The following is a 26,621-nucleotide window of genomic DNA, read 5'->3' as shown; positions in this document are numbered from 1 at the left end:
GCTATGGACAGGCACTTGCATCGGCTTTGCTCCTTGCGTACAATCGCGCACCCTGAACTTCCTGGGCAGCACCTGCCTTACGCAATTGCACTTGGGCCGTTCCAGCCCCATGCAGCCATGCCAGCCAATACCTCTTCTTATAAAGAGCTGGGTGAGCAGGATTATCGGAGAAATACCATGTCGTACGCAGTAATCGTTACTGGTGGCAAGCAATACAAAGTCGCCCCAGGTGAATACCTGAAGATTGAAAAACTGGAAATCGCTACCGGCGAATCCGTAACTTTTGATCGCGTTCTGTTGGTCGCCAATGGCGATGACGTGAATATCGGTGCTCCAGTTGTTGCTGGCGCTACCGTTGTGGCTGAAGTGATCTCCCAAGGTCGTCACGATAAAATCCGCATCATCAAGTTCCGTCGTCGTAAGCACCACATGAAGCGTATGGGCCACCGCCAGTGGTACACCGAGATCAAAATCACCGGTATTCAGGCTTAATTTCAGCCTAATTCCTCACTAGGAGAATTGAACTCATGGCACACAAAAAAGCTGGTGGTAGTACCCGTAACGGTCGCGACTCAGAAGCCAAACGCCTTGGCGTGAAGATGTATGGCGGCCAGGTCATCATTCCGGGCAACATCATCGTGCGTCAGCGCGGCACCCAATTCCACGCTGGCTACGGCGTTGGCATGGGCAAAGATCACACTCTGTTCGCTAAAATCGACGGCGTGATCAAGTTCGAAGTAAAAGGCGCTTTCAACCGCCGTTACGTGAGCATTGTCCCGAAGACTGAAGTCGTCGCGGCATAATTGCGTAGTTGCTGGAAAAGCCCTGTCTCGCGACGGGGCTTTTTCGTTTGTGGGGTGAGTCTCTTGCAAAGCTGTTTGTGATGGGCGAAAGCAGCTGGATTTGCGGTCGTTGCTTGAGGTCGCTGCGCTCATTTTTGCAAGAGTCTTATGTCTTGATTTTTCGGCTCGTCCGTATGGCGAGAGGCGTTCTGTTATGAAGTTTGTTGATGAAGTATCGATTCGAGTAAAGGCCGGCGACGGCGGCAACGGTTGCATGAGCTTCCGTCGCGAAAAATTCATTGAAAACGGCGGCCCGAACGGCGGCGACGGTGGTGATGGCGGCTCGGTCTATATGGTTGCCGACGAAAACCTCAACACCCTGGTGGACTACCGTTACACCCGGCACTTCGATGCCGAGCGTGGCTCCAACGGCGGCAGCACCGATTGCACCGGTAAAAAGGGTGAAGAGCTGGTGCTGCGCGTGCCGGTTGGCACCACGGTCATAGATTCCGCTACCCAGGAAGTGATTGGTGACCTGACCAAGGCCGGTCAGAAACTGCTGGTGGCCCACGGCGGCTGGCACGGTCTGGGTAACACCCGATTCAAGTCCAGCACCAACCGTGCGCCGCGCCAGACCACTCCGGGCAAGCCGGGTGAGGCGCGTGACCTCAAGCTGGAAATGAAGGTCTTGGCGGACGTGGGGCTGCTGGGTTTGCCGAACGCCGGTAAAAGTACCTTTATCCGTTCGGTTTCGGCCGCTAAGCCGAAAGTGGCCGACTACCCGTTCACCACTCTGGTGCCAAACCTGGGTGTGGTCAGTGTCGATCGCTGGAAAAGCTTCGTGGTTGCGGATATTCCGGGCCTGATTGAGGGCGCTTCCGATGGCGCTGGTCTGGGGATTCGTTTCCTCAAACATTTGTCCCGTACACGCCTGCTGCTGCACCTCGTGGATATGGCGCCGCTGGATGACTCCAGTGCGCCGGATGCTGCAGAAGTGATTGTCAGCGAGCTGACCAAGTTCAGCCCGTCGCTGGCTGAGCGTGATCGCTGGCTGGTGCTGAACAAGTGCGACCAGATCCTTGAAGAAGAGCACGATGCTCGGGTCAAGGAAATCGTTGATCGTCTGGAGTGGACCGGTCCGGTCTACGTGATCTCGGCCATCTCCAAGCTGGGTACCGAGCGTCTGTGTCACGACATCATGCGTTACATGGAAGATCGTGCCGATCGCCTGGCCAATGACCCGGCCTACAAGGAAGAGCTGGCCGAGCTCGATCAGCGCATCGAAGACGAAGCCCGTGCTCAGTTGCAGGCCCTGGATGACCAGCGTGCCCTGCGCCGTAGCGGCGTGAAGTCGGTCCATGACATCGGTGACGATGACTGGGACGAAGAAGATGTGGATGACGAAGATGGTCCGGAAATCATTTACGTGCGTGACTGATTCCTTGCAGTAAACTTAAGCGCCGCTCAATCGAGCGGCGTTTTAGTATCCGGAAATCGATAGTCACGAATAACGTTACGGGCAGTGCTGGGTCGTACTGTCCTCAAGCTAAGGTTGAAGAAGATGCGGAGCAAGGTGACGGGTGCGCAGCGCTGGGTCGTGAAGATCGGCAGTGCACTGCTGACGGCGGATGGCAAGGGCCTGGATCGTGCGGCAATGGGTGTGTGGGTCGAGCAGATGGTGGCCTTGCACGAGGCTGGCGTCGAGTTGGTGCTGGTTTCTTCGGGGGCGGTAGCGGCTGGCATGAGCCGTCTGGGCTGGACCTCGCGACCCAGTGCGATGCACGAGTTGCAGGCGGCCGCTGCCATTGGCCAGATGGGCCTGGTGCAGGCCTGGGAGTCGAGCTTTGCCGAGCATGGCCGGCACACTGCGCAGATCCTCCTGACCCATGACGACCTCTCCGATCGCAAGCGCTACCTCAACGCTCGCAGTACCTTGCGTGCCCTGGTCGAGCTCAAGGTGATCCCGGTGATCAACGAGAATGACACCGTGGTGACCGACGAAATCCGTTTTGGCGACAACGACACCCTGGCGGCGCTGGTAGCGAACCTGGTCGAGGCTGATCTGCTGGTGATCCTCACCGACCGTGATGGCATGTTCGATGCTGATCCACGCAATAACCCGGACGCCCAGCTGATTTACGAAGCGCGGGCCGATGATCCGGCGCTGGATGCGGTGGCGGGCGGCACCGGCGGTGCGCTGGGGCGTGGCGGCATGCAGACCAAGCTGCGCGCGGCGCGTCTGGCGGCGCGCTCCGGGGCGCACACCATTATTGTCGGCGGGCGTCTGGAGCGAGTCCTGGATCGTCTGAAGGCGGGTGAGCGCATCGGTACCTTGCTCTCGCCGGAGCGCGGCATGCTGGCGGCGCGCAAGCAGTGGCTGGCAGGGCACTTGCAGACTCGCGGCACTCTGGTGCTGGATGCGGGAGCGGTCTCGGCGCTGTCCCAGGGCAACAAGAGTTTGTTGCCGGTGGGTGTGAAGCAGGTCCAGGGCGGTTTCCGTCGGGGCGAGATGGTGGTCTGCGTGGCGCCGGACGGGCGGGAGATCGCTCGCGGCCTGGCCAACTACAGTGCGCTTGAGGCGCAGAAGATCATTGGTCAGTCGTCTGATGCAATTGTCGGTCTGCTGGGCTACATGGCTGAGCCGGAGCTGGTGCATCGCGATAACCTGATCCTGGTTTAAGCAGTGATTCGAGTCATTTAGGGAAAAAACCAATGCGCGTAGCAAAAGGGTTGTTGGGTGTGCTGTTGGCGATGCCGCTCCTGGCGTCCGCTGAGGAAATTGGCCAGGTGTCCACGGTGTTCAAATTTGTCGGGCCGAACGATCGCATTGTGGTCGAGGCGTTCGATGATCCTCGGGTCGAGGGTGTGACTTGCTACCTGTCGCGAGCCAAGACGGGTGGGGTGAAGGGTGGTCTGGGTCTGGCCGAGGATCGTGCCGAGGCGTCGATTGCCTGCCGTCAGGTCGGGCCTATCAGCTTCAAGGGCGAGCTCAAGGATGGCGAGGAGGTATTCAAGGAGCGTACTTCGCTGGTGTTCAAGACCATGCAGGTGGTGCGCTTCCTCGACAAGAAGCGCAATACGCTGGTGTACCTGGTCTACAGCGATCGCTTGATCGAGGGCAGCCCGCAGAATGCGGTGACGGCGATTCCGATCCTGCCGTGGGTTCAGCCACAGTAACTGCTTTTGTCGACCGGCTCGCCCTCTGCAAGGGGTGAGCGGGTTGGTGGTGCTACTGCTGAATCGCAGGCAATAAAAAACCGACCCTAGGGTCGGTTTTTTAACAAGCGTGTCGCTTAGGCTGCAGCAGCAAGGTTCAACGCCTTGATGTGGCCATTCAGACGACCTTTATGGCGAGCAGCTTTGTTCTTGTGGATGATGCCTTTATCGGCCATACGGTCGATAACTGGCACGGCCAGAACATAAGCAGCTTGCGCTTTTTCAGCGTCTTTTGCGTCGATGGCTTTAACTACATTCTTGATGTAGGTACGAACCATGGAACGCAGGCTGGCGTTGTGGCTGCGACGCTTCTCAGCCTGTTTTGCACGTTTTTTGGCGGAAGGTGTGTTGGCCACCGTCGAGCTCCTCGAAAGACTTTTTGGGAAATAGCAAACAAAATAGGCCGCGAATCATGCCGATGAGTTGAAGTCTTGTCAAGGGCGGGTGATGCGTTCCGCTGAGTGGTCGATCTGAAGAGGCGGGATATTTATTTCCGGCGCTTGACCTGTAAACTCGCGAGCTTTGGCTCTGTGCTGTTGCGGCGCGGAGTATCGCATAAGTGGGCGCATTGTTCGCCTGCTGTTTATCTACAGGCAAAAAACCTTTCAATGAACCTGCTCAAATCGTTGGCCGCTGTCAGCTCTATCACCATGATTTCCCGGGTGTTGGGGTTTGTTCGTGACACCATCATCGCGCGTGCCTTCGGTGCCGGCATGGCTACCGATGCCTTCTTTATTGCCTTCAAGTTGCCCAATCTGCTGCGCCGGATCTTTGCCGAGGGGGCTTTCTCCCAAGCGTTCGTGCCGATCCTGGCGGAATATAAAAGCCAGCAGGGCGAGGAGGCGACTCGGACCTTCATCGCTTATGTGTCAGGTCTGTTGACCCTGGTGCTGGCGCTGGTCACGGCCCTGGGGATGATTTTCGCGCCTTGGGTGATCTGGGCGACGGCGCCGGGTTTTGCCGATACGCCGGAAAAATTCGCCCTGACCTCTGACCTGCTGCGGGTGACCTTCCCTTATATATTGCTGATTTCCCTGTCCTCGCTGGCGGGGGCGATCCTCAATACCTGGAACCGTTTCTCGGTGCCGGCCTTTGTGCCGACCCTGCTCAATGTGAGCATGATCATCTTTGCCCTGTTTCTGACGCCTTACTTCGACCCGCCGGTGATGGCCCTGGGCTGGGCAGTATTGGCCGGTGGCCTGGCGCAGTTGCTGTACCAGCTGCCGCACCTGCGCAAGATCGGCATGCTGGTGCTGCCACGGCTGAACCTGCATGACACTGGGGTCTGGCGGGTGATGAAGCAGATGCTGCCGGCGATTCTCGGGGTCTCGGTGAGTCAGATTTCACTGATCATCAACACTATTTTTGCCTCGTTCCTGGTCGCAGGCTCCGTGTCCTGGATGTACTACGCCGACCGCCTGATGGAGTTGCCGTCCGGTGTGCTGGGGGTGGCATTGGGCACTATTCTGTTGCCGACCCTGGCCAAGACCTACGCCAGCCAGGATCGCCACGAGTATTCGCGAATTCTCGATTGGGGCTTGCGCCTGTGTTTTGTACTGGTGCTGCCTTGTGCCCTGGCCCTGGGAATTCTTGCCGAGCCGCTGACGGTTTCGCTGTTCCAGTACGGTGAATTCAGCGCGCTGGATGCCGCCATGACTCAGCGGGCGCTGGTTGCCTACTCTATTGGCCTGCTCGGGATTATTGTGATCAAGGTCCTGGCGCCGGGCTTCTATGCCCAGCAAAACATTCGGACGCCGGTCAAAATCGCGATTTTTACCCTGATCGTCACGCAGTTGCTCAACCTGGTATTTATCGGTCCCTTGAAGCATGCAGGGCTGGCCCTGGCGATCAGCGGTGGTGCCTGCATCAACGCCGGCTTGCTGTTCTATCAGTTGCGCAAGCAGAAGATGTTCCAGCCGCAGCCGGGCTGGGGGCTGTTCGCCCTCAAGCTGGTGATCGCGGTGCTGGTGATGTCGGCGGTACTGCTGGGGTTGATGTACGTGATGCCGGCCTGGGACCAGGGGCATATGCTGCAACGCTTTCTGCGCCTTGGGGCGTTGGTGCTGGCCGGGGTGGTGACGTATTTCGGCATGCTGGCGCTGCTGGGCTTTCGCCTGCGGGACTTCAATCGCAAGGGCTTGAACTGACGCCTGCCTGGCGTTGAGCCGTGATCGGACCCTGGTTTTATCGGTTCGATCACTTTGGGTGGTGGTGTTGCCTGTCGCCGACCGCCGGGTGTGGTTATAATCGACCACTTTATGAGCAAGAAGCGCGTTATGCAGCTGGTTCGAGGTCTCCACAACCTGCGCCCCCAGCATCGGGGCTGTGTCGCCACTATTGGCAACTTTGACGGTGTTCACCGTGGCCACCAGGCTATCCTGGGCCGGCTGCGTGAGCGCGCGCTCGAGTTGGGCGTGCCCAGCTGCGTGGTGATTTTCGAGCCGCAGCCCCGCGAGTTCTTTGCGCCGGACACCGCTCCAGCCCGCCTGGCACGCCTGCGTGACAAGTTGCAGCTGCTGGCTGACGAGGGCGTCGACCGCGTGTTGTGCCTGGCATTCAATCAGCGCCTCAGCAAGCTCAGCGCCAGTGAATTCGTCGATACCATTCTGGTGGATGGCCTGGGAGTGCAGCATCTGGAAGTCGGCGACGACTTCCGTTTTGGCTGCGACCGGGTAGGGGATTTCGATTTCCTGCAACAGGCCGGGAGCGCCCGGGGGTTTACCGTCGAAGCGGCGCAGACCGTGGAACTGGACGGTTTACGTGTCAGCAGCACCCAGGTCCGTAACGCCCTGGCCGCGGCTGACTTTGAGTTGGCCGAACGTTTGCTGGGTCGCCCGTTCCGTATTGCCGGACGGGTTCTGCACGGTCAGAAGCTGGCGCGCCAATTGGGTACGCCTACCGCCAATGTGCAGCTCAAGCGCCGTCGCGTGCCGCTTTCCGGGGTGTACCTGGTGAGTGTCGAAATCGACGGCCAGCCTTGGCCCGGCGTCGCCAATATCGGCGTTCGGCCTACGGTTGCAGGTGATGGCAAGGCCCACCTGGAAGTCCATCTTTTAGATTTTGCCGGCGATTTGTATGACCGGCGTTTGACGGTGGTTTTCCACCACAAGCTGCGTGAAGAGCAGCGTTTCGCCTCTCTGGAGGCGTTGAAGACGGCGATCAATGCGGATGTTGCCGCCGCCCGTGCCCAAGTTGCACGTATCCATAGCGCCAATCGCTAATGAAGAGCCTTAAATGACCGACTATAAAGCCACGCTAAACCTTCCGGACACCGCCTTCCCAATGAAGGCCGGCCTGCCTCAGCGCGAACCGCAGATTCTGCAGCGCTGGGACAGCATTGGCCTGTACGGTAAGTTGCGCGAGATTGGCAAGGATCGTCCGAAGTTCGTTCTGCACGACGGTCCTCCGTATGCCAACGGCACGATTCACATCGGTCATGCGCTGAACAAGATTCTGAAAGACATGATCATCCGCTCGAAGACCCTGGCGGGTTTCGACGCACCTTATGTTCCAGGTTGGGACTGCCACGGCCTGCCGATCGAACACAAGGTCGAAGTGACTCACGGCAAGAACCTGGGCGCGGATAAAACCCGCGAACTGTGCCGTGCCTACGCCACCGAGCAGATCGAAGGCCAGAAGTCCGAATTCATCCGTCTGGGCGTGCTGGGCGATTTCGCCAACCCCTACAAGACCATGAACTTCAAGAACGAGGCCGGTGAAATCCGTGCCTTGGCCGAAATCGTCAAGGGCGGTTTCGTGTTCAAGGGCCTCAAGCCCGTGAACTGGTGCTTCGACTGTGGTTCGGCCCTGGCTGAAGCGGAAGTCGAGTACGAAGACAAAAAGTCCTCGACCATCGACGTCGCCTTCCCGATCGCCGACGCCGACAAGCTGGCCGAAGCCTTTGGCCTGGCGACCCTGGCCAAACCGGCCTCGATCGTGATCTGGACCACGACCCCCTGGACCATCCCGGCCAACCAGGCGCTCAACGTGCACCCGGAATTCACCTACGCCCTGGTGGACGTCGGTGACAAGCTGCTGGTGCTGGCTGAAGAGTTGGTCGAGTCGTGTCTGGCACGTTACAACCTGCAAGGCTCGGTGATTGCCACCACTACCGGCTCGGCACTGGAACTGATCAACTTCCGCCACCCGTTCTACGACCGCCTGTCGCCGGTGTACCTGGCCGAGTACGTCGAACTGGGCGCCGGCACCGGCGTGGTTCACTCCGCGCCTGCCTACGGCGTGGACGACTTCGTGACCTGCAAAGCCTACGGCATGGTCAACGACGACATCCTCAACCCGGTGCAGAGCAACGGCGTCTACGTGCCGTCCCTGGAGTTCTTCGGTGGCCAGTTCATCTGGAAAGCCAACCCGGCGATCGTCGAGAAACTCTCGGAAGTCGGCGCGCTGATGCACACCGAAACCATCGTCCACAGCTACATGCACTGCTGGCGCCACAAGACCCCGCTGATCTACCGCGCCACCGCGCAATGGTTTATCGGCATGGACAAGGAACCGACCAGCGGCGAAACCCTGCGCAAGCGTGCCCTTGAGGCCATCGAAGAGACGCAGTTCGTGCCGGCCTGGGGCCAGGCGCGCCTGCATTCGATGATCGCCAACCGTCCGGACTGGTGCATCTCCCGCCAGCGCAACTGGGGCGTGCCGATCCCGTTCTTCCTGAACAAGGAAAGCGGTGAGCTGCACCCACGTACCGTCGAGCTGATGGAAGTCGTGGCCCAGCGCGTTGAAGAAGAGGGCATCGAAGCCTGGTTCAAGCTGGACGCCGCCGAGCTGCTGGGCGACGAAGCGCCGCTGTACGACAAGATCAGCGACACCCTCGACGTCTGGTTCGACTCGGGCACCACCCATTGGCACGTACTGCGCGGCTCGCACCCGATGGGCCACGACACCGGCCCGCGTGCCGACCTGTACCTGGAAGGCTCGGACCAACACCGTGGCTGGTTCCACTCGTCGTTGCTGACCGGTTGCGCCATCGACGGCCACGCGCCGTATCGCGAGCTGCTGACCCACGGTTTCACCGTGGATGAAAGCGGTCGCAAGATGTCCAAGTCCCTGGGCAACGTGATCGCGCCGCAGAAAGTCAACGACACCCTGGGCGCCGACATCATGCGCCTGTGGGTGGCCTCCACCGACTACTCCGGCGAGATCGCGGTTTCCGAGCAGATCCTGCAGCGCAGTGCCGACGCCTACCGGCGGATCCGCAACACCGCGCGCTTCATGCTGTCGAACCTGACCGGCTTCAACCCGGCCACCGACATCCTGCCGGCCGAGGACATGCTTGCCCTGGACCGTTGGGCCGTGGACCGCACCCTGTTGCTGCAGCGCGAGCTGGAGCTGCATTACGGCGAATACCGCTTCTGGAACGTGTACTCGAAGATCCACAACTTCTGCGTGCAGGAGCTGGGCGGTTTCTACCTCGATATCATCAAGGACCGCCAGTACACCACCGGCGCCAACAGCAAGGCACGCCGCTCGGCGCAGACCGCGCTGTATCACATCTCCGAAGCGCTGGTGCGCTGGATCGCACCGATCCTGGCCTTCACCGCCGACGAACTGTGGGAGTACCTGCCGGGCGAGCGCAACGAATCGGTCATGCTCAACACTTGGTACGAAGGCCTGAGCGAATTGCCAGCCGACTTCGAACTGGGCCGCGAGTACTGGGAAGGCGTGATGGCCGTCAAGGTCGCCGTGAACAAGGAACTGGAGAATCAGCGTGCGGCCAAGGCCGTCGGTGGCAACCTGCAGGCCGAAGTCACCCTGTATGCCGAGGACGGCCTGACCGCTGACCTGGGCAAACTGAGCAACGAACTGCGCTTCGTGTTGATCACCTCGACCGCCAGCCTGGCCCCTTTCGCCCAGGCTCCGGCTGATGCGGTGGCCACCGAAGTACCTGGCCTGAAACTCAAGGTGGTCAAGTCGGCCTTCGCCAAGTGCGCCCGTTGCTGGCACTGCCGTGAAGACGTCGGCGTGAACCCTGAGCACCCGGAAATCTGCGGTCGCTGCGTCGACAACATCAGCGGTGCGGGCGAGGTTCGTCACTATGCCTAACGCCGCGGGCCGTTTCGGCCGTCTGGGCTGGCTGTGGTTGAGCCTGCTGGTCCTGGTCATTGACCAGGCCAGCAAGTTCCACTTCGAAAGCTCGTTGTCGATGTACCAGCAGATCGTGGTGATCCCGGATTACTTCAGCTGGACCCTGGCCTACAACACCGGTGCGGCCTTCAGCTTCCTGGCTGACAGCTCCGGCTGGCAGCGCTGGCTGTTCGCCCTGATCGCGGTAGTGGTCAGTGCGGTGCTGGTGGTCTGGCTCAAGCGTCTGGGGCGCAATGAAACCTGGCTGGCCGTGGCCCTCGCGCTGGTACTCGGCGGCGCCCTGGGTAACCTCTACGACCGCATTGCCCTGGGCCATGTGATCGATTTCATCCTGGTGCATTGGCAGAACCGCTGGTATTTCCCAGCGTTCAACTTTGCCGACAGCGCCATCAGCGTCGGTGCAGTGATGCTTGCGCTGGATATGTTCAAAGGCAAGAAGACCGGAGAAGCCGTTCATGACTGAGCAGGTATTGGCTGAACAACGCATTGGCCAGAACACGGAAGTCACTTTGCATTTCGCATTGCGCCTGGAGAATGGCGATACGGTAGACAGCACCTTCGACAAGGCCCCGGCGACCTTCAAGGTCGGCGACGGCAACCTGCTGCCAGGTTTCGAAGCGGCGTTGTTCGGTTTCAAGGCGGGCGACAAGCGGACTCTGGCGATCGAGCCGGAAAACGCTTTCGGTCAGCCGAACCCGCAGAATGTGCAGATCATCCCGCGCTCGCAGTTCCAGGATATGGAGCTGTCTGAAGGGCTGCTGGTGATTTTCAACGATGCGGCGAATACCGAGCTGCCCGGCGTGGTCAAAGCTTTCGATGACACTGAGGTGACCATCGACTTCAACCACCCGCTGGCGGGCAAGACCTTGACCTTTGATGTCGAGATCATCGACGTCAAGGCGCTTTAAACGTAATCCCCGGCAAGCGGGCGCCTATGCTTTAGGCGCCCGCTTGCCGGGGATTCATCGCTACAGTGGCAACGATCTAACTTCTTGCGCGCAAGACACGAGGCACAGCATGCAAATCAAACTCGCCAACCCCCGTGGCTTCTGCGCCGGCGTGGACCGCGCGATCGAAATCGTCAATCGTGCCCTGGAGGTCTTCGGACCGCCGATCTACGTTCGTCATGAAGTGGTGCACAACAAATTTGTCGTCGAAGACCTGCGTGCTCGCGGCGCGATCTTTGTCGAAGAGCTGGAACAGGTTCCGGACGACGTCATTGTGATCTTCAGTGCCCACGGTGTTTCCCAGGCCGTGCGCACCGAAGCCGCCGGCCGTGGCCTCAAGGTGTTCGATGCCACGTGTCCGTTGGTGACCAAGGTGCATATCGAGGTCGCGCGCTACAGCCGCGACGGCCGTGAGTGCATCTTGATCGGCCACGCCGGGCACCCGGAAGTCGAGGGCACCATGGGCCAGTACGATGCCAGCAATGGCGGCGCGATCTACCTGGTCGAAGACGAGAAGGACGTCGCCGCCCTGCAGGTGCGCAACCCCGAGAAACTGGCCTTCGTGACCCAGACTACCCTGTCCATGGACGACACCAGTCGGGTGATCGACGCGCTGCGTACGCGTTTCCCGGCTATTGGTGGCCCGCGCAAGGACGACATCTGCTACGCCACGCAAAACCGCCAGGATGCGGTCAAGCAACTGGCGAACGAGTGCGATGTGGTGTTGGTGGTGGGCAGCCCCAACAGTTCCAACTCCAACCGCCTGCGTGAGCTGGCTGAGCGCATGGCCACCCCGGCCTACCTGATCGACGGTGCCGAAGACATGCAGCGCAGCTGGTTCGACGGTGTCGAGCGGATCGGCATCACCGCCGGTGCATCGGCCCCGGAAGTGCTGGTACGGGGCGTGATCCAGCAGTTACAGGCCTGGGGCGCCACCGGTGCCGATGAATTGGCCGGCCGCGAGGAGAACATCACGTTCTCCATGCCCAAGGAACTGCGGGTTCGCTCGCTGCTCTGATCAGTCGCTGCCTGCGCACACGGCCTTTCCGGCCTGTTCGCTGCGCAGGCTGACTCGCCCGGTTCGGGCCAGCACCACCTGATACTCGCTGGTCGATTGCTCGCTGGCACAGATATGCAGAGTGCCGGCCTGGAAGGCTCCGCTGGGTAACAGTGGCTGGCCCAGGCTGCTGAAACGCACGAAACTCTTCACCGGGCGATTGCCCACCACCACGACCTTTCCTCCCGCCAGGTGCTCCACCAGCACCGGGTTGTCGCTGTCCTGCGGCCCTCGGCCAGTGACATCCAGAATGATCCGCCAGCCCCGACCCCAGTCGTCGTCCTGTGCCTGAATCACCGTCGTGGTATGACGCAGGATGGCCTCACTGCGGGCTTGGCGCAGGCCGCTGGCGAGCCCTTGAGCCATCTCCTGTTGGCGGTTCGAGATCAACAACTGGCCCAATGACGCGGCGCCAAACTGCAGCAGCATGCCGAGCAGGGCCAGCGCCGCCAGCAGCTCCATCAAACTGAAACCTCTTTGATCCATGGGTTTTCCCTCCTTGGAAAGGTGAATGCCAACGCCATCCGTGCGCGAGCATTGAGCAAAACGGCAAACAGCCGGTCTATGAGTGTTCGAGGTTGTAGCCCGTTATAGCCGAAGGCGTTTGCAGGACAGGCAATGAATTTGCGTACAAAGGGTTTCTCCCTGATCGAGATGTTGGTGACCCTGGCCATTGGTGGGCTGTTGTTGACCTTGATCCTTCCGGCATTCAGCCAATCGTTGCAGCGCAGCCAGGCCGACAGCGAGCTCAATGAATTGCTGCGAGCCCTCAATTACGCGCGTTTCGAGGCCATTGAGCGCGGTATTACCACCCACCTCCGGCCCATGGATGATTCGCGGCAATGGGCGGCTGCCCTCGGCGTGTATGACGGCGCAGCGCCCCAGGCGAATGTATTGCGGGTTGTTCCCGCGCTCTCTCGGGGTGCGATTCTGGCGCTACCCTCAGGCATCGATGCTGTGGCTTTCAGTCCGCTTGGGGGGCTGGCTGGGGCGGATCGACCGTTGCTGATCCGCTATGAACGCGGGGCGCTGCAGCGCTCGATCAGCGTCTGCCTCAATGGACGGATTATTTTTGCAGGGAGCTGCCAATGACTGACAGGCGCGGGCAACGCGGTATGAGCCTGATCGAAGTGCTGGTTGCGCTGTTGATTCTGGGCATGGGGCTGCTGGGAGCGGCAGCGGTCCAACTCAAGGCGCTGAAGTACACCGACAGTGCACGGATGGCCAGCCAGGCCAGCTTTGTGGCTTACGACATGCTGGACCGGATTCGCGCCAACGCCGGTGCCGACTACAGCGTGCCGACACCGGCCGCGGGTAACCTGGAGCAGGCCCGGGATCAGGACCTCTATGACTTCGCGAGCAATATCGCCAGTTTTGGCGGGCCGACGGCCACTGGCAGCATCAGCGTAAACCAGCGGCTGTACACCATCACCGTGACCTGGGATGACACCCGCGCGGGCGGTGCTGACGAGGCGCAACGCAGCTTCGTCCTGAGCAGCCGAGTCGCGGCCGACGAGCCTGGTCAGCCATGAAGGGGCCGATGCGCGGCTTCGGCCTGATCGAAATGATGCTGGCCCTGGCCTTGAGCCTGGTGGTGGTGCTGGGTGTGACACGGATTTTCATTTCGGCCAAGAACACCTACCTCAGCCAGAACGCCGCGGCGACCCTGCAGGAGGATGGGCGTTTTGTCCTGAGCAAGCTGATGCAGGAGGTGCGTATGGTCGGGATGTTCGGATGCCTGGCAACGGTGGTTGATGCCAGTGCGGCTGGGGACTTTACCGCCAATGCGGCGACTCCGGTGCGCTGGGACAATGCCAGTCGGCGCCTGACTTTAGTCACCGCAGACGTCGGCCTGGATGGCGGGGTGCCGACCTGGACGGTGCTGTCCGACTGCCGTGACACCTCCACCGCGTACAGCGGGGCCCGGGTCGCGGGAGTGGGGCAGCAGGCGTTTGCGATCCGTCGACTGTCCTACCGCCTGGACAACCGCCAACTGGTGATGGGCACCGGTACCGGCAACGATCAGGCGGTACTGGTGAGCGATGTCGAGGCGTTCGAGGTCAGCTTTGGCATGGCCCGTTCGGCGTCGGAGACGGGCGCTTCCCGCTACAGCCCCAACCCCGAAGACCCGCAGTTGATTCGCAGTGTGCGCCTGAGCCTGACCCTGGCTGATCCTTTGCAGCGGGTTGCTAGCCAGACGTTCACCGTGGTGGCTGCCTTGCGCAACCGGCTGCGGTGATGGCGATGCGCAGAGAGCCACCACGGCTTGGGCGTGGCCGTCAGCAGGGCATGGCATTGCTGGTCAGCCTGGTGTTCCTGTTATTGCTCACCTTGATCGGGGTGTCGTCCCTGCGTAACGCGACGCTGCAGGAAAAAATGGCCGCCAGCCTGAGTTTGCGCAATCAGTCGTTCCAGGCCGCGGAGTCGGCCCTGCGGGCGGGTGAGGGGGCGGTCCAGCAAGGGCATTACACGCTGCCTGCCTGTGCACGTTGCCCACCCCCTGCGGAGTCTTCCGGCGTGACCGCCGCTGGTGCCAACAGCCATTCCGGCGTGACTTGGGTTGCCACCGACCAGGGGTTTTACGGGGTGCAGAACCTGGGGGCAACCCTTGATGCAGTCAACCTGCCGCCCCATACCGCAGCCACCCTGTATCGGGTCACGGCGGTGGGTGTGGCCGGGCATTCGCGCACGGTGCTGGAGAGTATTTATGCCAAATATTGAGCCTCATGTGCGGAGCTGGCGAAAGGCGCGCTGGCGGGCCATGGCAGGTTGCTGCCTGGTGCTTGCGCTGCCTGTTCAGGCGCGCGGCGCTGCTGCGCCTTGCGTGCAGCCTCTGGACCCGGTGCCGAGTGGCTGGTCGGTACCGATGCCCTATGAGCGCGGGCAGCATCGCCGTCTGCCTGATCCCCTTGACCCCTGTTCGACTAATGATCGCGGGAAACTGCTGGAGCTCGGCCCGTTCGGCGGTAAGATGCTCGACCACGCAGTTCGCGACCCGGACCGGCTCTCTGATGAGGTGGTGTTTGTGGGTGAGGTTCCAGGCCCGGATGGCAGTGCCCCGGGCACGTCTGGCGAGCCCCTGAACCGCGCCGATGACCCTTTGGCCTCGCAGCCGCAACCGCCGGGAAGTGCCGGCCGCCGCATCATGTGGCGACAAATACAGTAAGCGAGATTCACCCATGCGCAGATCCAACCAAGGTTTTACCCTGATCGAAATCATGATCGTGATTGCGATCATCGGGCTAGTCCTCACCTTGAGCCTTCCGGCCATTACCGAATACACCAAGAAGCCGCACCGCACTGAGATCGCCGGCCTGCTCTCCGACCAGGCGCAGTTGCTTGAGCGTTTCTATTCGAAAAACGGCGTCTATACCGGTGCCGCTGACCTGAGTAGCGGTAACGATGACTACAGCATCACCGCGACCCTGGCCGACAAAACCTTCCTGCTGACCGCGACGCCCAAGGCCGAGAGCAAAATGGCCCGGGATAAATGCGGCAGCTTCAGCATCAGCGAAACCGGCGCCACCACCATCAGCAATCAGGCCGAGGGTGTAACGGCCAAGGATTGCTGGGGTCGTTGAGCCTTTGGGTGGGCGTGCTGCGCCCGGCGTCTTTTTAATGACTGGATCGGCTATGGCTAAGCAACAGCAAGTGGTGGTGGTTGGGGGCGGGGTGATCGGCCTGCTGACAGCGTTCAATCTGGCTTCGGCCGGGCGGCGAGTGGTGCTGTTGGACCGTTCGAACCTGGGGCAGGAGTCGTCATGGGCGGGTGGCGGCATCGTCTCGCCGCTTTACCCCTGGCGCTACAGCCCTGCCGTCACCGCGCTGGCCCACTGGTCCCAGGATTTTTATCCACAGCTGGCCGAGCGTCTGTTCGCCAGTACTGGCGTTGATCCGCAAGTTCACACCACCGGGCTCTACTGGCTGGACCTGGATGATGAAAGCGCTGCGCTGGAGTGGGCGCGGCGTGAAAATCGGCCGTTGAGCGTGGTGGACATCGACGCGACCCATACTGCGGTGCCGGTGCTGGGCCCCGGTTTTTCGCGGGCGATCTATATGGCCAACGTGGCCAATGTGCGCAACCCGCGCCTGCTGAAGTCGCTCCGGGCGGCGTTGCTGGCGCTGCCCGACGTCACCGTGCATGAACAGTGCGCGGTCAGTGGTTTTATTCGTGATGGGCAGCGGATTGTCGGCGTGCATACCGCCAACGGCGATGTTCATGGCGACCAGGTGGTGCTGGCCGCCGGTGCCTGGAGCGGCGAGTTGCTGGGCAGCCTGGGCCTGACGCTGCCGGTGGAGCCGGTTAAGGGGCAGATGATCCTCTATAAGTGCTCTGAGGACTTCCTGTCGTGCATGGTCTTGGCCAAGGGTCGTTATGCGATCCCGCGGCGGGACGGGCATATCCTGATCGGCAGCACCCTGGAGCATGAAGGCTTCGACAAGACCCCGACTGAGTCAGCGCTGGAGAGCCTCAAGGCGTCTGCTGTCGAGCTGATTCCCGCCCTGGCCGGGGCTGAGGTGGTGGGGCATTGGGCGGGCCTGCGGCCAGGGTCGCCGGAAGGTATTCCCTACATCGGGCCGGTGCCGGGGTTCAGTGGCTTGTGGCTCAATTGCGGGCATTACCGCAATGGCCTGGTGCTGGCACCGGCTTCCTGCCAGCTGTTCACCGACCTGATGCTGGGTCGCGAGCCGATCATCGATCCTGCGCCGTACGCGCCAAGCGGACGGCTTTAATCCAGACCGAGTTTCTGCATCCGGTAGCGCATCGAACGAAACGACAGGCCCAGGCGCTGGGCCGCTGCCGTGCGGTTCCAGCGAGTGTCTTCCAGGGCCAGGAGGATCAGCTCGCGCTCAACCTGTTGCAGGTGCTGGTCAAGGTGGGTCACCTGGGCCAGGTCAGTTCTGGCGCCGGCTGGCCGGTGGTCATCCAGTCCCAGGTCCCGTGGCTCGATCAGCCGGTTGTCGCACAGGGTGTAGGCGCGCTCCAGCAGGTTTTCCAGTTCTCGCACGTTGCCGGGAAAGTGATAGTCCTTGAGCGCTGCCAGCGCATTGGCGTGCAGCTGCGTCGGTAGCGCGCCGTGCTCGGCGGCCAGTCTTTGCAGAACGCGCCTGGCCAGGGGCTCGATGTCGTCTTTGCGTTCCCGCAGGGGCGGGACCCGCAATTCGATCACATTCAATCGGTAATAGAGGTCCTGGCGAAAGCGCCCAGCGCTGACCTCGGCCTGCAGGTTCTTGTGGGTGGCGCAGAGAATCCGCACATCGACCGCCACCTCCTGTTGGCTGCCGACCCGACGCACGGCCTTCTCCTGAAGTGCCCGGAGCAGCTTGACCTGCATGGACAGCGGCAGGTCGGCCACCTCATCCAGCAGCAGCGTGCCGCCATGGGCCGCCTGGAACAATCCGGGCTGGTCGCTGACAGCGCCGCTGAAGCTGCCCTTGCGGTGGCCGAAAAACTCGCTCTCCATCAGCTCCGTCGGGATCGCGCCACAGTTCACCGGCACCCACGGCTGCTCGGCCCGCGGACCCTGGGCGTGGATCAGCCGGGCCACCAGCTCTTTGCCACTGCCGGATTCGCCGCTGATATAAACCGGAGCCTGGCTCTGGGCCAGTTTGCCGATGTGTCGGCGCAGCGTGCGCATGGGCTCCGAATCGCCAAGCAATGGGCTGTCGCCACTGTCACCGGCTCGGTGCAGGGTGCGATTGATCAGGGCGCGCAGGTGTGTGAGGTCCAGCGGGGTAGGCAAGCTATCGTTGTTGGAACCTTTGACCCCCTCGATGACAGTGGCCGGGGTGCCGCAGGCGCTGATCATTGCGGTCTGGACTTGGGGGTGATGCTGTTGAATGTGTTGCAACAACTCCAGGCCGGTGCCATCCGGCAGCTGGCTGGCGCTCAGGCACAGGTCGAAGGGGCCTGCGGCCAGCCACCGACGAGCTTCGCCGAGGCTGCGGGCGCTCTGAGTGTGAAGGTTCATGCGGCCCAGATTGATTTCCAGGAGCGCGCGAACCTCCGCTTGATCATCGACCACCAGTACTTTGTGCCGTGGGCTCATGTTTGCTTGAAACTTCATCCGTGAACGCAGTTAGGGCATGGGCGCTCGCCATCCTGGCGAGAGTTGAAGTCTAGGAGCTGCTTGCGGGGTTCGCCGGGGGGCGAGGCCCTGTAAACGCTCGGGAGGCGGGGGCAGAGGCGGCTTTTGTGTAGCCAATTGTTCGATGGCCAGAGGGGGCTGACAGCGCGTTGCCGCTGACTCGTCAGGCCAATGCTCTGGGGCTCGTCAGGTAATGGGTAAGAAGGCGTGGGAAAGTTATCGATCACCCGATTCATGCGCTGATTAAGGCCTTGAATAATCAGCGTCAGACGCCCATTCGGGTGCTTTGTTCCTCAAATGGGGCGGGGTGGGACCAGTGGCTGCGCAGGCATTGTGCCAGCGAACCGGCACTGTCCCTGGCGCAGAGGCCTCAGCGGTGGCCGGGTCCAGGCCCTTGTTCCAGATGAGTCTGGCTGCAGTACCACTGTTGCTGTTGGCTCAGCGCTCGGTCACGGGGCAGATGCAGGCCGCACTGGGCGCAGCGGACCATGGGGGTGGCGCTTTGCTCAGGGGGTGGGCTGCCAGCGGATGCCTGGCGCTTGAATTTGCGCCAGAACCATACCGCAGCGGCAATCAGGGCGATCCAGAACAGTAGACGAACCATGGCAACCAGCTTTATGAGGAAAGATGGCGCAGTTTAGCCAAGGACCCTGCGGGCGCACAGAACAATAAAACACGGGCATGAAAAAGGGAGACTCGAAAGTCTCCCTTTTCTTGACGGCGTCGGTGCTATCAGTCGAACACACCGAAGGTCATGTAGCTGAACCACGAACGATCGTCGTTGTTGCCTTCGGCTTCATGCTGCTCTTCTTCGATCACGTCGCCGTTGGCATCTTTAGGCTTGAGGTCGGAAGGGATCGCGTCCTTGGCGTCCTGGAACTGCTTGACCACGTCCTGGTTGGCGCGGGTTTCGCCCGGCGGCAGCGGCGGACGTGACTCGATCAGACCCAGGGTGGCCTTGCTCAGCCACGAACGGTTGTCGGCTTCGGCCACTTGCGGCACGAACTGGCCATCAACCAGGCTCGGGTGGTTCGGGTAGTTGAGCTTCAGGGTTTCCAGGCTGGTGGCGGCCAGTTCGTCCAGGTGCAGACGCTGGTAAGCCTCAGTCATCACCGCCAGGCCGTCACCGACCGAAGGGGTTTCCTGGAAGTTCTCCACCACATAGCGGCCACGGTTGGCAGCCGCTACATAGGCCTGACGGGTCAGGTAGTAGTCAGCCACGTGGATCTCGTAGGCGGCCAGCAGGTTGCGCAGATAAATCATGCGCTGCTTGGCGTCTGGAGCGTAACGGCTGTTCGGGAAGCGGCTGGTGAGCTGGGCGAACTCGTTGTAGGAGTCGCGGGCAGCACCCGGGTCACGCTTGGTCATGTCCAGGGGCAGGAAGCGAGCCAGCAGGCCGACGTCCTGGTCAAAGGAGGTCAGACCCTTGAGGTAATAGGCGTAATCCACGTTCGGATGCTGTGGATGCAGGCGAATGAAACGCTCGGCGGCGGACTTGGCGGCTTCCGGCTCGGCGTTCTTGTAGTTGGCGTAGATCAGCTCGAGCTGTGCCTGGTCGGCATAGCGACCAAACGGATAACGCGACTCCAGGGCCTTCAACTTGGCGGTAGCGCTGGTATAGCTGTGGTTGTCCAGGTCGGCCTGTGCCTGCTGGTACAGCTCGACTTCGCTCAAGTTTTCGTCAACGACTTCCTTCGATGAGCAAGCAGCGGTCAGTGCGAGGATGGCGATCAGCAGCAGGTGTTTCACTTGCATGGCGGCTTGCGTCCCTATGACGGCCGCTGTCTTGGGCGGGGCCGTCCTGTTATGATGAGCGCCCCGTTGAAAGCCTCGGGGCAAAAGACGCCGTATTTAACCACAAGCGCGCAGCCGAAACCAAAGGCTGTGCCGACGCCTAGTCTGAGCATGTCCGATAAAATTGAACTTCGCGCAGAGGTGCCGTCCGAACTGGGCGGCCAACGCCTCGATCAAGTCGCCGCCCAATTATTCGCTGAGCATTCACGCTCGCGCCTTTCCGCCTGGATCAAAGACGGCCGCCTGACTGTGGACGGAGCCGTTATTCGGCCGCGTGACATTGTGCATGGCGGTGCGATTCTTGAGCTGACCGCCGAGCAGGAAGCTCAGGGAGAATGGGTCGCTCAGGACATCGAGCTGGATATTGTCTATGAAGACGACGATATCCTGGTCATCAACAAACCCGCGGGCCTGGTGGTACACCCTGCTGCCGGGCACGCTGATGGCACCTTGCTCAATGCCTTGCTGCACCATGTCCCGGACATCATCAATGTGCCGCGCGCCGGCATCGTCCACCGCCTGGACAAGGACACCACCGGTTTGATGGTGGTGGCCAAGACCATTCAGGCCCAGACCCAATTGGTGACCCAGCTGCAAAGCCGCAGCGTCAGCCGGATCTACGAGTGCATCGTGATTGGCGTAGTGACGGCGGGTGGCAAGATCAACGCGCCCATCGGTCGTCACGGCCAGCAGCGCCAGCGCATGGCAGTGATGGAAGGCGGCAAGCAGGCGGTCAGTCATTACCGCGTGCTCGAGCGTTTCCGCTCCCACACCCACGTGCGGGTCAAGCTGGAAACCGGTCGTACCCACCAGATTCGGGTGCACATGGCTCACATCAACTTCCCGTTGGTCGGGGATCCGGCCTACGGCGGTCGTTTCCGCATTCCGCCTGCGGCCAGTGTGACCATGGTCGAGTCGTTGAAGGCGTTCCCGCGTCAGGCGCTGCATGCGCGGTTCCTGGAGCTGGATCATCCGACCACCGGCGTGCGTATGAGCTGGGAGTCGCCACTGCCGGACGACTTCGTCTGGTTGCTGACCCTGCTCAAGCAAGACCGCGAGGCGTTCATCGGATGAGTGAATGGCTGATTCCTGACTGGCCTGCGCCGGCCGGGGTGAAAGCCTGTGTCACCACCCGTGCGGGCGGCGTCAGCCTGGCGCCGTTCGACAGCCTCAACCTGGGCGACCACGTCGATGACAGCCCCGAAGCTGTTGCCGAGAATCGTCGTCGCCTGACGGATCACTTCTCTATAAGGCCCGCCTGGCTGCGACAGGTCCACGGTATTGACGTGGTCGAGGCGGATCCGTCCGTCATCGCCAGCGCCGATGCCAGCTGGACGGCCACGCCAGGTATCGCCTGCGCCTCGATGACCGCTGACTGCCTGCCGGCGCTGTTCTGCGATCGCGCCGGGACCCGTGTCGCGGCGGCCCATGCCGGTTGGCGCGGGCTGGCTGCCGGCGTGCTGGAAGCCACCCTCGACACGCTGGACGTTGCGCCGGCCGAGGTGCTGGTCTGGCTTGGACCGGCTATCGGTCCGCGGGCTTTCGAGGTCGGCCCCGAGGTGCGGGAAACCTTCGTCAGCCAACTGGCGCAAGCCGAGCAGGCATTTGTCCCAAGCCACAATCCCGGCAAGTTCATGGCCGACATCTATAGTCTGGCCCGCTTGCGCCTGGCGGCTCGCGGCGTCACGGCGGTGTACGGTGGCGATTACTGCACAGTCAGTGACGCGCGTTTCTATTCTTACCGTCGCAGTCCTCGTACAGGACGGTTTGCCTCCCTTATCTGGCTCGAGCGCTAGACTCTTCTGACCTGCGTCAATTGTCAGGCGCTTGAAACTCCCAGAATCGACCGCATCTATAAGGGTATCTGGCAGGTTTCTTTATTTAGGTGTGTCCATCGCTCCGGCCTGCTCAAAAGGAAGGTGACTAATGCGTATAGACCGTTTAACCAGCAAATTGCAGTTGGCGCTGTCCGATTCTCAATCTTTGGCGGTCGGTCTCGATCATCCCGCGATCGAGCCGGCGCACTTGATGCAAGCATTGCTTGAGCAGCAGGGTGGTTCGATCAAACCCCTGCTGATGCAAGTGGGCTTCGACATCAACAGCCTGCGCAAGGAGTTGAGCAAAGAGCTCGACCAACTGCCGAAAATCCAAAATCCTACTGGCGACGTCAATATGTCCCAGGATCTGGCGCGTCTGCTCAATCAGGCCGATCGCCTGGCGCAGCAGAAAGGCGACCAGTTCATCTCCAGCGAGATGGTGCTGCTCGCGGCCATGGACGAGAACAGCAAGCTTGGCAAGTTGTTGCTTGGCCAGGGCGTGAGCAAAAAGGCCCTGGAAAACGCCATCAACAATCTTCGCGGCGGCGAGGCAGTCAATGACGCCAATGTCGAGGAGTCGCGCCAGGCCCTTGATAAATACACCGTCGATCTGACCAAGCGTGCTGAAGAAGGCAAGCTCGACCCGGTAATCGGCCGTGATGACGAAATTCGCCGGACCATCCAGGTCCTGCAGCGGCGGACCAAGAACAACCCGGTGCTGATCGGTGAGCCAGGCGTGGGTAAGACGGCAATCGCCGAGGGCCTGGCCCAGCGCATCATCAATGGTGAAGTGCCGGACGGCCTCAAAGGCAAGCGTCTGCTCTCGCTGGATATGGGCGCGCTGATTGCCGGTGCCAAGTATCGCGGCGAGTTCGAGGAGCGCCTCAAAGGCCTGCTCAATGAGCTGTCGAAACAGGAAGGGCAGATCATTCTGTTTATCGACGAGCTGCACACCATGGTTGGCGCCGGTAAGGGCGAGGGCTCCATGGATGCGGGCAACATGCTCAAGCCGGCCCTGGCCCGTGGCGAGCTGCATTGCGTCGGCGCCACCACGCTCAACGAGTACCGCCAATATATAGAGAAGGACGCAGCCCTTGAGCGGCGCTTCCAGAAAGTACTGGTGGAAGAACCGAGCGAAGAAGACACGATCGCCATTCTGCGTGGCCTCAAGGAGCGGTATGAGGTCCACCATAAAGTGGCGATTACCGATGGTGCGATCATTGCCGCGGCCAAGCTCAGCCACCGCTACATCACTGATCGGCAATTGCCGGACAAGGCCATCGACCTGATCGACGAGGCCGCCAGCCGCATCCGCATGGAGATCGACTCCAAGCCGGAAGTGCTGGACCGTCTGGAGCGGCGCTTGATTCAACTCAAGGTTGAGTCCCAGGCGTTGAAGAAAGAAGACGACGAAGCCGCGATCAAGCGCCTGGAGAAACTCCAGGAAGAAATCGTCCGGCTGGAACGCGAATACGCGGACCTGGAGGAGATCTGGACCTCGGAGAAAGCCGAAGTGCAGGGCTCGGCGCAGATCCAGCAGAAGATCGAGCAGTCGCGTCAGGAGTTGGAAGCCGCACGCCGTAAGGGTGACCTGAATCGCATGGCCGAGTTGCAGTACGGGGTCATCCCGGACCTGGAGCGCAGCCTGCAGATGGTCGACCAGCACGGTCACAGCGAAAATCAGTTGCTGCGCAGCAAGGTCACTGAGGAAGAAATTGCCGAAGTGGTTTCCAAGTGGACCGGGATTCCGGTCTCGAAAATGCTCGAAGGCGAGCGTGACAAGTTGTTGAAAATGGAAAGCCTGTTGCACCAACGTGTGATCGGCCAGAACGAAGCGGTGGTGGCAGTGGCCAACGCAGTGCGGCGTTCCCGTGCCGGGTTGTCCGACCCGAACCGGCCAAGCGGCTCGTTCATGTTCCTCGGCCCGACCGGTGTGGGTAAAACCGAGCTGTGCAAGGCCTTGGCCGAGTTCCTCTTCGATACCGAAGAGGCCATGGTGCGGATCGATATGTCCGAATTCATGGAGAAACACTCGGTCGCTCGCCTGATCGGTGCGCCACCAGGCTATGTGGGCTATGAAGAAGGCGGTTACCTGACCGAGGCGGTACGGCGCAAGCCTTACTCGGTGATCCTCCTGGACGAGGTCGAGAAGGCCCACCCGGATGTGTTCAACGTGTTGCTGCAGGTGCTCGAAGACGGTCGCTTGACCGACAGCCATGGCCGTACCGTGGACTTCCGCAATACGGTGATCGTCATGACCTCCAACCTGGGCTCGGCGCAGATCCAGGAACTGGTCGGTGATCGTGAAGCGCAGCGTGCAGCGGTGATGGACGCGGTGTCGACCCACTTCCGTCCGGAGTTCATCAACCGGATCGACGAAGTGGTGATCTTCGAGCCATTGGCCCGGGATCAGATCGCTGGCATCACCCAGATCCAGATGGGCCGTCTGCGCAGCCGCCTGGCCGAGCGCGAGCTGACCTTGGAACTGAGCGACGAGGCGTTGGACAAGCTGATCGCCGTGGGTTACGACCCGGTCTATGGTGCACGGCCGTTGAAACGGGCGATCCAGCGCTGGATCGAGAACCCGCTGGCGCAGTTGATTCTCTCTGGCAGCTTCTTGCCGGGAGCAACGGTCAAGGGAACGGTGGAAAACGACGAAATCGTCTTTGCCTGACCGACACGGACGTTGCTGTGAAAAAGGCCTCGCATTGCGAGGCCTTTTTTTTCGATAGGGCGTTGAACTGAAAGGCAAAGGCTTGTAAAGTGCGCCCCGCAGTATGTCAGCCCAACGGTTCCTTCTCCCCAAGAAGAAATCTGAAACAAGTCGCAAATCATTGTCTTAAAAGCAATTTAAAGGGTTGACAGGGGTTTTTAAGATTGTAGAATAGCGCGCCTCAGAGGCACGAACGCAGCGATGCGGACAGGGTCGAAGAGAGTGAAGTACGCAGTAAATGTTTCAAATTGAAATATGTAGTTCCGTGATAGCTCAGTCGGTAGAGCAAATGACTGTTAATCATTGGGTCCCAGGTTCGAGTCCTGGTCACGGAGCCAATTTCAAACCGGGGTATAGCGCAGTCCGGTAGCGCGCCTGCTTTGGGAGCAGGATGTCAGGAGTTCGAATCCCCTTACCCCGACCATTTTTGGGTCGTTAGCTCAGTTGGTAGAGCAGTTGGCTTTTAACCAATTGGTCGTAGGTTCGAATCCCACACGACCCACCATTTTTGAGACCAGCTAACACTGGAATCGAATCTTAAGATCAGAGGCCAAAAGCCTTGATCGAAGAAGGCGACTTGATAGGTCGCCTTTTTTTACCGGGGTATAGCGCAGTCCGGTAGCGCGCCTGCTTTGGGAGCAGGATGTCAGGAGTTCGAATCCCCTTACCCCGACCATATTTAAAGTCCTCGTATCGCAAGATACGGGGATTTTTTTTGCCTCGAATTTGCTCGCCATCTACCGGCAGGCAAAAAAATGCCCCGATCAGTTCGGGGCATTTTTTATGTGGATCAGTGCAGCTTCAACCGCGGATCCGTCCCGCGTCCAATCCGGCTGCCGAGCATCAGCATGGCGGTGCGGAATGCGCCGTAGAGCGCCATCTGATGCATGCGGTAGAGCGAGATGTAGAACATCCGCGCCAACCAGCCTTCGAGCATGACGCTACCGGTCAGGTTGCCCATCAAGTTACCCACAGCCGAAAAGCGCGACAGCGAGATCAGTGAGCCGTAGTCGGTGTACTTGTATTCAGGCAGGGCCTTGCCTTCGATGCGCAACTTGAGCGATTTGGCCAGCAGTGAGGCCTGCTGGTGAGCCGCCTGGGCCCGCGGTGGCACGTTGCGATCGCTACCGGGTTGCGGGCAGGCCGCGCAGTCACCGAAGGCGAAGATGTTGTCATCGCGGCTGGTTTGCAGGGTCGGCAGGACTTGCAGCTGGTTGATGCGGTTGGTTTCCAGGCCGTCGATGTCCTTGAGGAACCCCGGTGCGCGGATCCCGGCAGCCCAGACTTTCAGGCTGGCGGGGATCACCTGGCCGTCGGCGGTAATCAGGCTTTCGGCGGTGACCTCGCTCACTGCAGCGTTGGTCATGACCCTGACCCCGAGTTTCTCCAGGGTTTTATGCACAGGCCCGCCGATGCGCTCCGGCAGGGCAGGCAGCACCCGTGGGCCGGCTTCGATCAGGGTGATGTGCATGTTTTCCGGCTTGATCTTGTCCAGGCCATAGGCGGCCAGCTCGTGGGCGGCGTTGTGCAGTTCGGCGGCCAGTTCGACCCCGGTGGCGCCGGCACCTACGATCGCCACGCTGATCTGTTCAATCGCATCTGTTTGCCCTGCGTGGGCGCGCAGGTAGTGGTTGAGCAATTGCTGGTGGAAGCGCTCTGCCTGTTTGCGGGTGTCGAGGAACAGGCAATGCTGGGCCGCGCCCTGGGTGCCGAAGTCATTGGTGGTGCTGCCAACGGCGATCACCAGGGTGTCGTAGCCCAGTTCCCGGGCAGGCAGCAGTTCTACGCCACTTTCATCATAGGTGGCGGCCAGCTGGATTCTCTTGCGCTCTCGGTCGAGCCCGCTCATGCGGCCCAGCTGGAACTCGAAGTGGTTCCATTTGGCTTGGGCAACATAGTTGAGTTCATCTTCGGAGGAGTTCAGGGAGCCGGCGGCCACTTCATGCAGCAACGGTTTCCAAATGTGGGTGAGGTTGGCGTCGACCAGCATTACGCTGGCGGTACCGCGCTTGCCCAGAGTCTTACCCAGGCGGGTAGCCAACTCCAGGCCGCCGGCGCCGCCGCCGACGATAACAATACGATGGGTCATGGGGATATC

At 60.9% G+C, this 26,621-nt stretch carries 26 protein-coding genes and 4 tRNA genes; 24 read left to right on the top strand and 6 right to left on the bottom strand.

Going from position 1 to position 26,621, the window contains the following annotated elements; all coding sequences use genetic code 11:
* Positions 1–177 precede the first annotated feature (177 nt).
* The 5 genes from rplU (at position 178) to AC19YX_RS29125 (ending at position 3,959) form a co-directional block, all read left to right on the top strand.
* Complete coding sequence (rplU, locus tag AC19YX_RS29145) at positions 178–492, top strand: 50S ribosomal protein L21 (RefSeq protein ID WP_003230856.1); 315 nt, start codon at positions 178–180, stop codon at positions 490–492.
* A 35-nt stretch (positions 493–527) separates the two neighbouring features.
* On the top strand, positions 528–803 hold the full coding sequence (gene rpmA, locus AC19YX_RS29140) for a 50S ribosomal protein L27 (RefSeq protein ID WP_003215862.1): 276 nt from the start codon (positions 528–530) through the stop codon (positions 801–803).
* 193 nt (positions 804–996) lie between these two features.
* Positions 997–2,220, top strand: a complete 1,224-nt coding sequence (cgtA, locus tag AC19YX_RS29135) for an Obg family GTPase CgtA (RefSeq protein WP_020296447.1) — start codon at positions 997–999, stop codon at positions 2,218–2,220.
* A 123-nt stretch (positions 2,221–2,343) separates the two neighbouring features.
* Positions 2,344–3,462, top strand: coding sequence for a glutamate 5-kinase (proB, locus tag AC19YX_RS29130; RefSeq protein WP_078471757.1), 1,119 nt, complete (start codon positions 2,344–2,346; stop codon positions 3,460–3,462).
* 32 nt (positions 3,463–3,494) lie between these two features.
* Positions 3,495–3,959: a CreA family protein gene (locus AC19YX_RS29125; RefSeq protein WP_078471758.1), complete on the top strand. Its 465-nt coding sequence runs from the start codon at positions 3,495–3,497 to the stop codon at positions 3,957–3,959.
* Positions 3,960–4,075: 116 nt separating this feature from the next.
* On the opposite strand, the gene rpsT is transcribed toward AC19YX_RS29125, so the two are convergent.
* Positions 4,076–4,354 carry a 30S ribosomal protein S20 gene (gene rpsT, locus AC19YX_RS29120; RefSeq protein WP_003215870.1) on the bottom strand — a complete coding sequence of 93 codons (279 nt, stop codon included), beginning with the start codon at positions 4,352–4,354 and terminating at the stop codon, positions 4,076–4,078.
* A gap of 252 nt (positions 4,355–4,606) precedes the next feature.
* Between rpsT and murJ the strand changes: the two genes are divergently transcribed.
* The 6 genes from murJ (at position 4,607) to ispH (ending at position 12,071) form a co-directional block, all read left to right on the top strand.
* The gene (gene murJ / locus AC19YX_RS29115) at positions 4,607–6,145 is read left to right on the top strand and encodes a murein biosynthesis integral membrane protein MurJ (protein WP_078471759.1); all 1,539 of its coding nucleotides are present in this window, start codon (positions 4,607–4,609) and stop codon (positions 6,143–6,145) included.
* 129 nt (positions 6,146–6,274) lie between these two features.
* A complete protein-coding gene (gene ribF / locus AC19YX_RS29110; protein WP_020296451.1) occupies positions 6,275–7,219 on the top strand; it encodes a bifunctional riboflavin kinase/FAD synthetase in 945 nt (314 codons plus the stop codon).
* Positions 7,220–7,232: 13 nt separating this feature from the next.
* On the top strand, positions 7,233–10,064 hold the full coding sequence (gene ileS / locus AC19YX_RS29105; RefSeq protein WP_500607640.1) for an isoleucine--tRNA ligase: 2,832 nt from the start codon (positions 7,233–7,235) through the stop codon (positions 10,062–10,064).
* A complete protein-coding gene (lspA, locus tag AC19YX_RS29100) occupies positions 10,057–10,569 on the top strand; it encodes a signal peptidase II (RefSeq protein WP_020296453.1) in 513 nt (170 codons plus the stop codon). The genes ileS and lspA overlap by 8 nt, the downstream gene beginning before the upstream one ends.
* A 7-nt stretch (positions 10,570–10,576) precedes the next feature.
* Complete coding sequence (gene fkpB, locus AC19YX_RS29095) at positions 10,577–11,014, top strand: FKBP-type peptidyl-prolyl cis-trans isomerase (protein ID WP_178102971.1); 438 nt, start codon at positions 10,577–10,579, stop codon at positions 11,012–11,014.
* A gap of 109 nt (positions 11,015–11,123) precedes the next feature.
* Positions 11,124–12,071, top strand: a complete 948-nt coding sequence (gene ispH / locus AC19YX_RS29090; protein ID WP_020296455.1) for a 4-hydroxy-3-methylbut-2-enyl diphosphate reductase — start codon at positions 11,124–11,126, stop codon at positions 12,069–12,071.
* On the opposite strand, the gene AC19YX_RS29085 is transcribed toward ispH, so the two are convergent.
* On the bottom strand, positions 12,072–12,596 hold the full coding sequence (locus AC19YX_RS29085) for a GspH/FimT family protein (protein WP_500607639.1): 525 nt from the start codon (positions 12,594–12,596) through the stop codon (positions 12,072–12,074).
* Positions 12,597–12,728: 132 nt separating this feature from the next.
* On the opposite strand from AC19YX_RS29085, the gene AC19YX_RS29080 reads away from it, so the two are divergent.
* From AC19YX_RS29080 to thiO, 6 genes are all read left to right on the top strand, one after another.
* On the top strand, positions 12,729–13,202 hold the full coding sequence (locus AC19YX_RS29080) for a GspH/FimT family pseudopilin (protein WP_500607638.1): 474 nt from the start codon (positions 12,729–12,731) through the stop codon (positions 13,200–13,202).
* Positions 13,199–13,642, top strand: a complete 444-nt coding sequence (gene pilV, locus AC19YX_RS29075) for a type IV pilus modification protein PilV (protein ID WP_500607637.1) — start codon at positions 13,199–13,201, stop codon at positions 13,640–13,642. The genes AC19YX_RS29080 and pilV overlap by 4 nt, the downstream gene beginning before the upstream one ends.
* Positions 13,639–14,349, top strand: a complete 711-nt coding sequence (locus AC19YX_RS29070) for a PilW family protein (protein ID WP_500607636.1) — start codon at positions 13,639–13,641, stop codon at positions 14,347–14,349. Before pilV ends, AC19YX_RS29070 begins: the two co-directional genes overlap by 4 nt.
* A gap of 5 nt (positions 14,350–14,354) precedes the next feature.
* Entirely contained in the window at positions 14,355–14,831 is a 477-nt protein-coding gene (locus tag AC19YX_RS29065; protein WP_238596169.1) for a pilus assembly PilX family protein, read from the top strand.
* A 458-nt stretch (positions 14,832–15,289) separates the two neighbouring features.
* Complete coding sequence (locus AC19YX_RS29060; RefSeq protein WP_500607635.1) at positions 15,290–15,691, top strand: type IV pilin protein; 402 nt, start codon at positions 15,290–15,292, stop codon at positions 15,689–15,691.
* Positions 15,692–15,743: 52 nt separating this feature from the next.
* Positions 15,744–16,844, top strand: a complete 1,101-nt coding sequence (gene thiO / locus AC19YX_RS29055; protein WP_500607634.1) for a glycine oxidase ThiO — start codon at positions 15,744–15,746, stop codon at positions 16,842–16,844.
* On the opposite strand, the gene AC19YX_RS29050 is transcribed toward thiO, so the two are convergent.
* The 3 genes from AC19YX_RS29050 to AC19YX_RS29040 all read right to left on the bottom strand — a co-directional run bounded on the left by AC19YX_RS29050 (position 16,841) and on the right by AC19YX_RS29040 (position 19,954).
* The gene (locus AC19YX_RS29050; protein WP_500607665.1) at positions 16,841–18,160 is read right to left on the bottom strand and encodes a sigma-54-dependent transcriptional regulator; all 1,320 of its coding nucleotides are present in this window, start codon (positions 18,158–18,160) and stop codon (positions 16,841–16,843) included. The two genes, thiO and AC19YX_RS29050, sit on opposite strands and share 4 nt — an antisense overlap.
* Before the next feature lie 409 nt (positions 18,161–18,569).
* On the bottom strand, positions 18,570–18,803 hold the full coding sequence (locus AC19YX_RS29045; RefSeq protein WP_020296465.1) for a PP0621 family protein: 234 nt from the start codon (positions 18,801–18,803) through the stop codon (positions 18,570–18,572).
* Positions 18,804–18,931: 128 nt separating this feature from the next.
* A complete protein-coding gene (locus AC19YX_RS29040; protein WP_078471771.1) occupies positions 18,932–19,954 on the bottom strand; it encodes an outer membrane protein assembly factor BamD in 1,023 nt (340 codons plus the stop codon).
* Positions 19,955–20,104: 150 nt separating this feature from the next.
* Here AC19YX_RS29040 and rluD point away from each other — a divergent pair, with 150 nt between their 5' ends.
* The 7 genes from rluD to AC19YX_RS29005 all read left to right on the top strand — a co-directional run bounded on the left by rluD (position 20,105) and on the right by AC19YX_RS29005 (position 25,199).
* A complete protein-coding gene (gene rluD, locus AC19YX_RS29035) occupies positions 20,105–21,067 on the top strand; it encodes a 23S rRNA pseudouridine(1911/1915/1917) synthase RluD (protein WP_020296467.1) in 963 nt (320 codons plus the stop codon).
* On the top strand, positions 21,064–21,789 hold the full coding sequence (gene pgeF, locus AC19YX_RS29030) for a peptidoglycan editing factor PgeF (protein ID WP_078471772.1): 726 nt from the start codon (positions 21,064–21,066) through the stop codon (positions 21,787–21,789). The genes rluD and pgeF overlap by 4 nt, the downstream gene beginning before the upstream one ends.
* A gap of 130 nt (positions 21,790–21,919) precedes the next feature.
* Positions 21,920–24,484 (top strand): ATP-dependent chaperone ClpB, encoded by a 2,565-nt coding sequence (clpB, locus tag AC19YX_RS29025; RefSeq protein WP_020296469.1) that lies wholly within the window; start codon positions 21,920–21,922, stop codon positions 24,482–24,484.
* 301 nt (positions 24,485–24,785) lie between these two features.
* A tRNA-Asn gene (locus AC19YX_RS29020) sits at positions 24,786–24,861 on the top strand.
* Between the two features lie 9 nt (positions 24,862–24,870).
* Positions 24,871–24,947 (top strand) — tRNA-Pro (locus AC19YX_RS29015).
* A gap of 5 nt (positions 24,948–24,952) precedes the next feature.
* A tRNA-Lys gene (locus AC19YX_RS29010) sits at positions 24,953–25,028 on the top strand.
* Between the two features lie 94 nt (positions 25,029–25,122).
* Positions 25,123–25,199: transfer RNA gene (locus AC19YX_RS29005), tRNA-Pro, on the top strand.
* 114 nt (positions 25,200–25,313) lie between these two features.
* Here the strand turns inward: AC19YX_RS29005 and AC19YX_RS29000 are convergent.
* The gene (locus AC19YX_RS29000) at positions 25,314–26,612 is read right to left on the bottom strand and encodes an NAD(P)/FAD-dependent oxidoreductase (protein ID WP_500607633.1); all 1,299 of its coding nucleotides are present in this window, start codon (positions 26,610–26,612) and stop codon (positions 25,314–25,316) included.
* Between the last annotated feature and the right edge of the window lie 9 nt (positions 26,613–26,621).

The organism is Pseudomonas sp. MF09150, from assembly GCF_059862355.1.
Note: the sequence above shows the minus strand (reverse complement) of the source record. Positions and strands in the feature narration are given on the sequence as shown.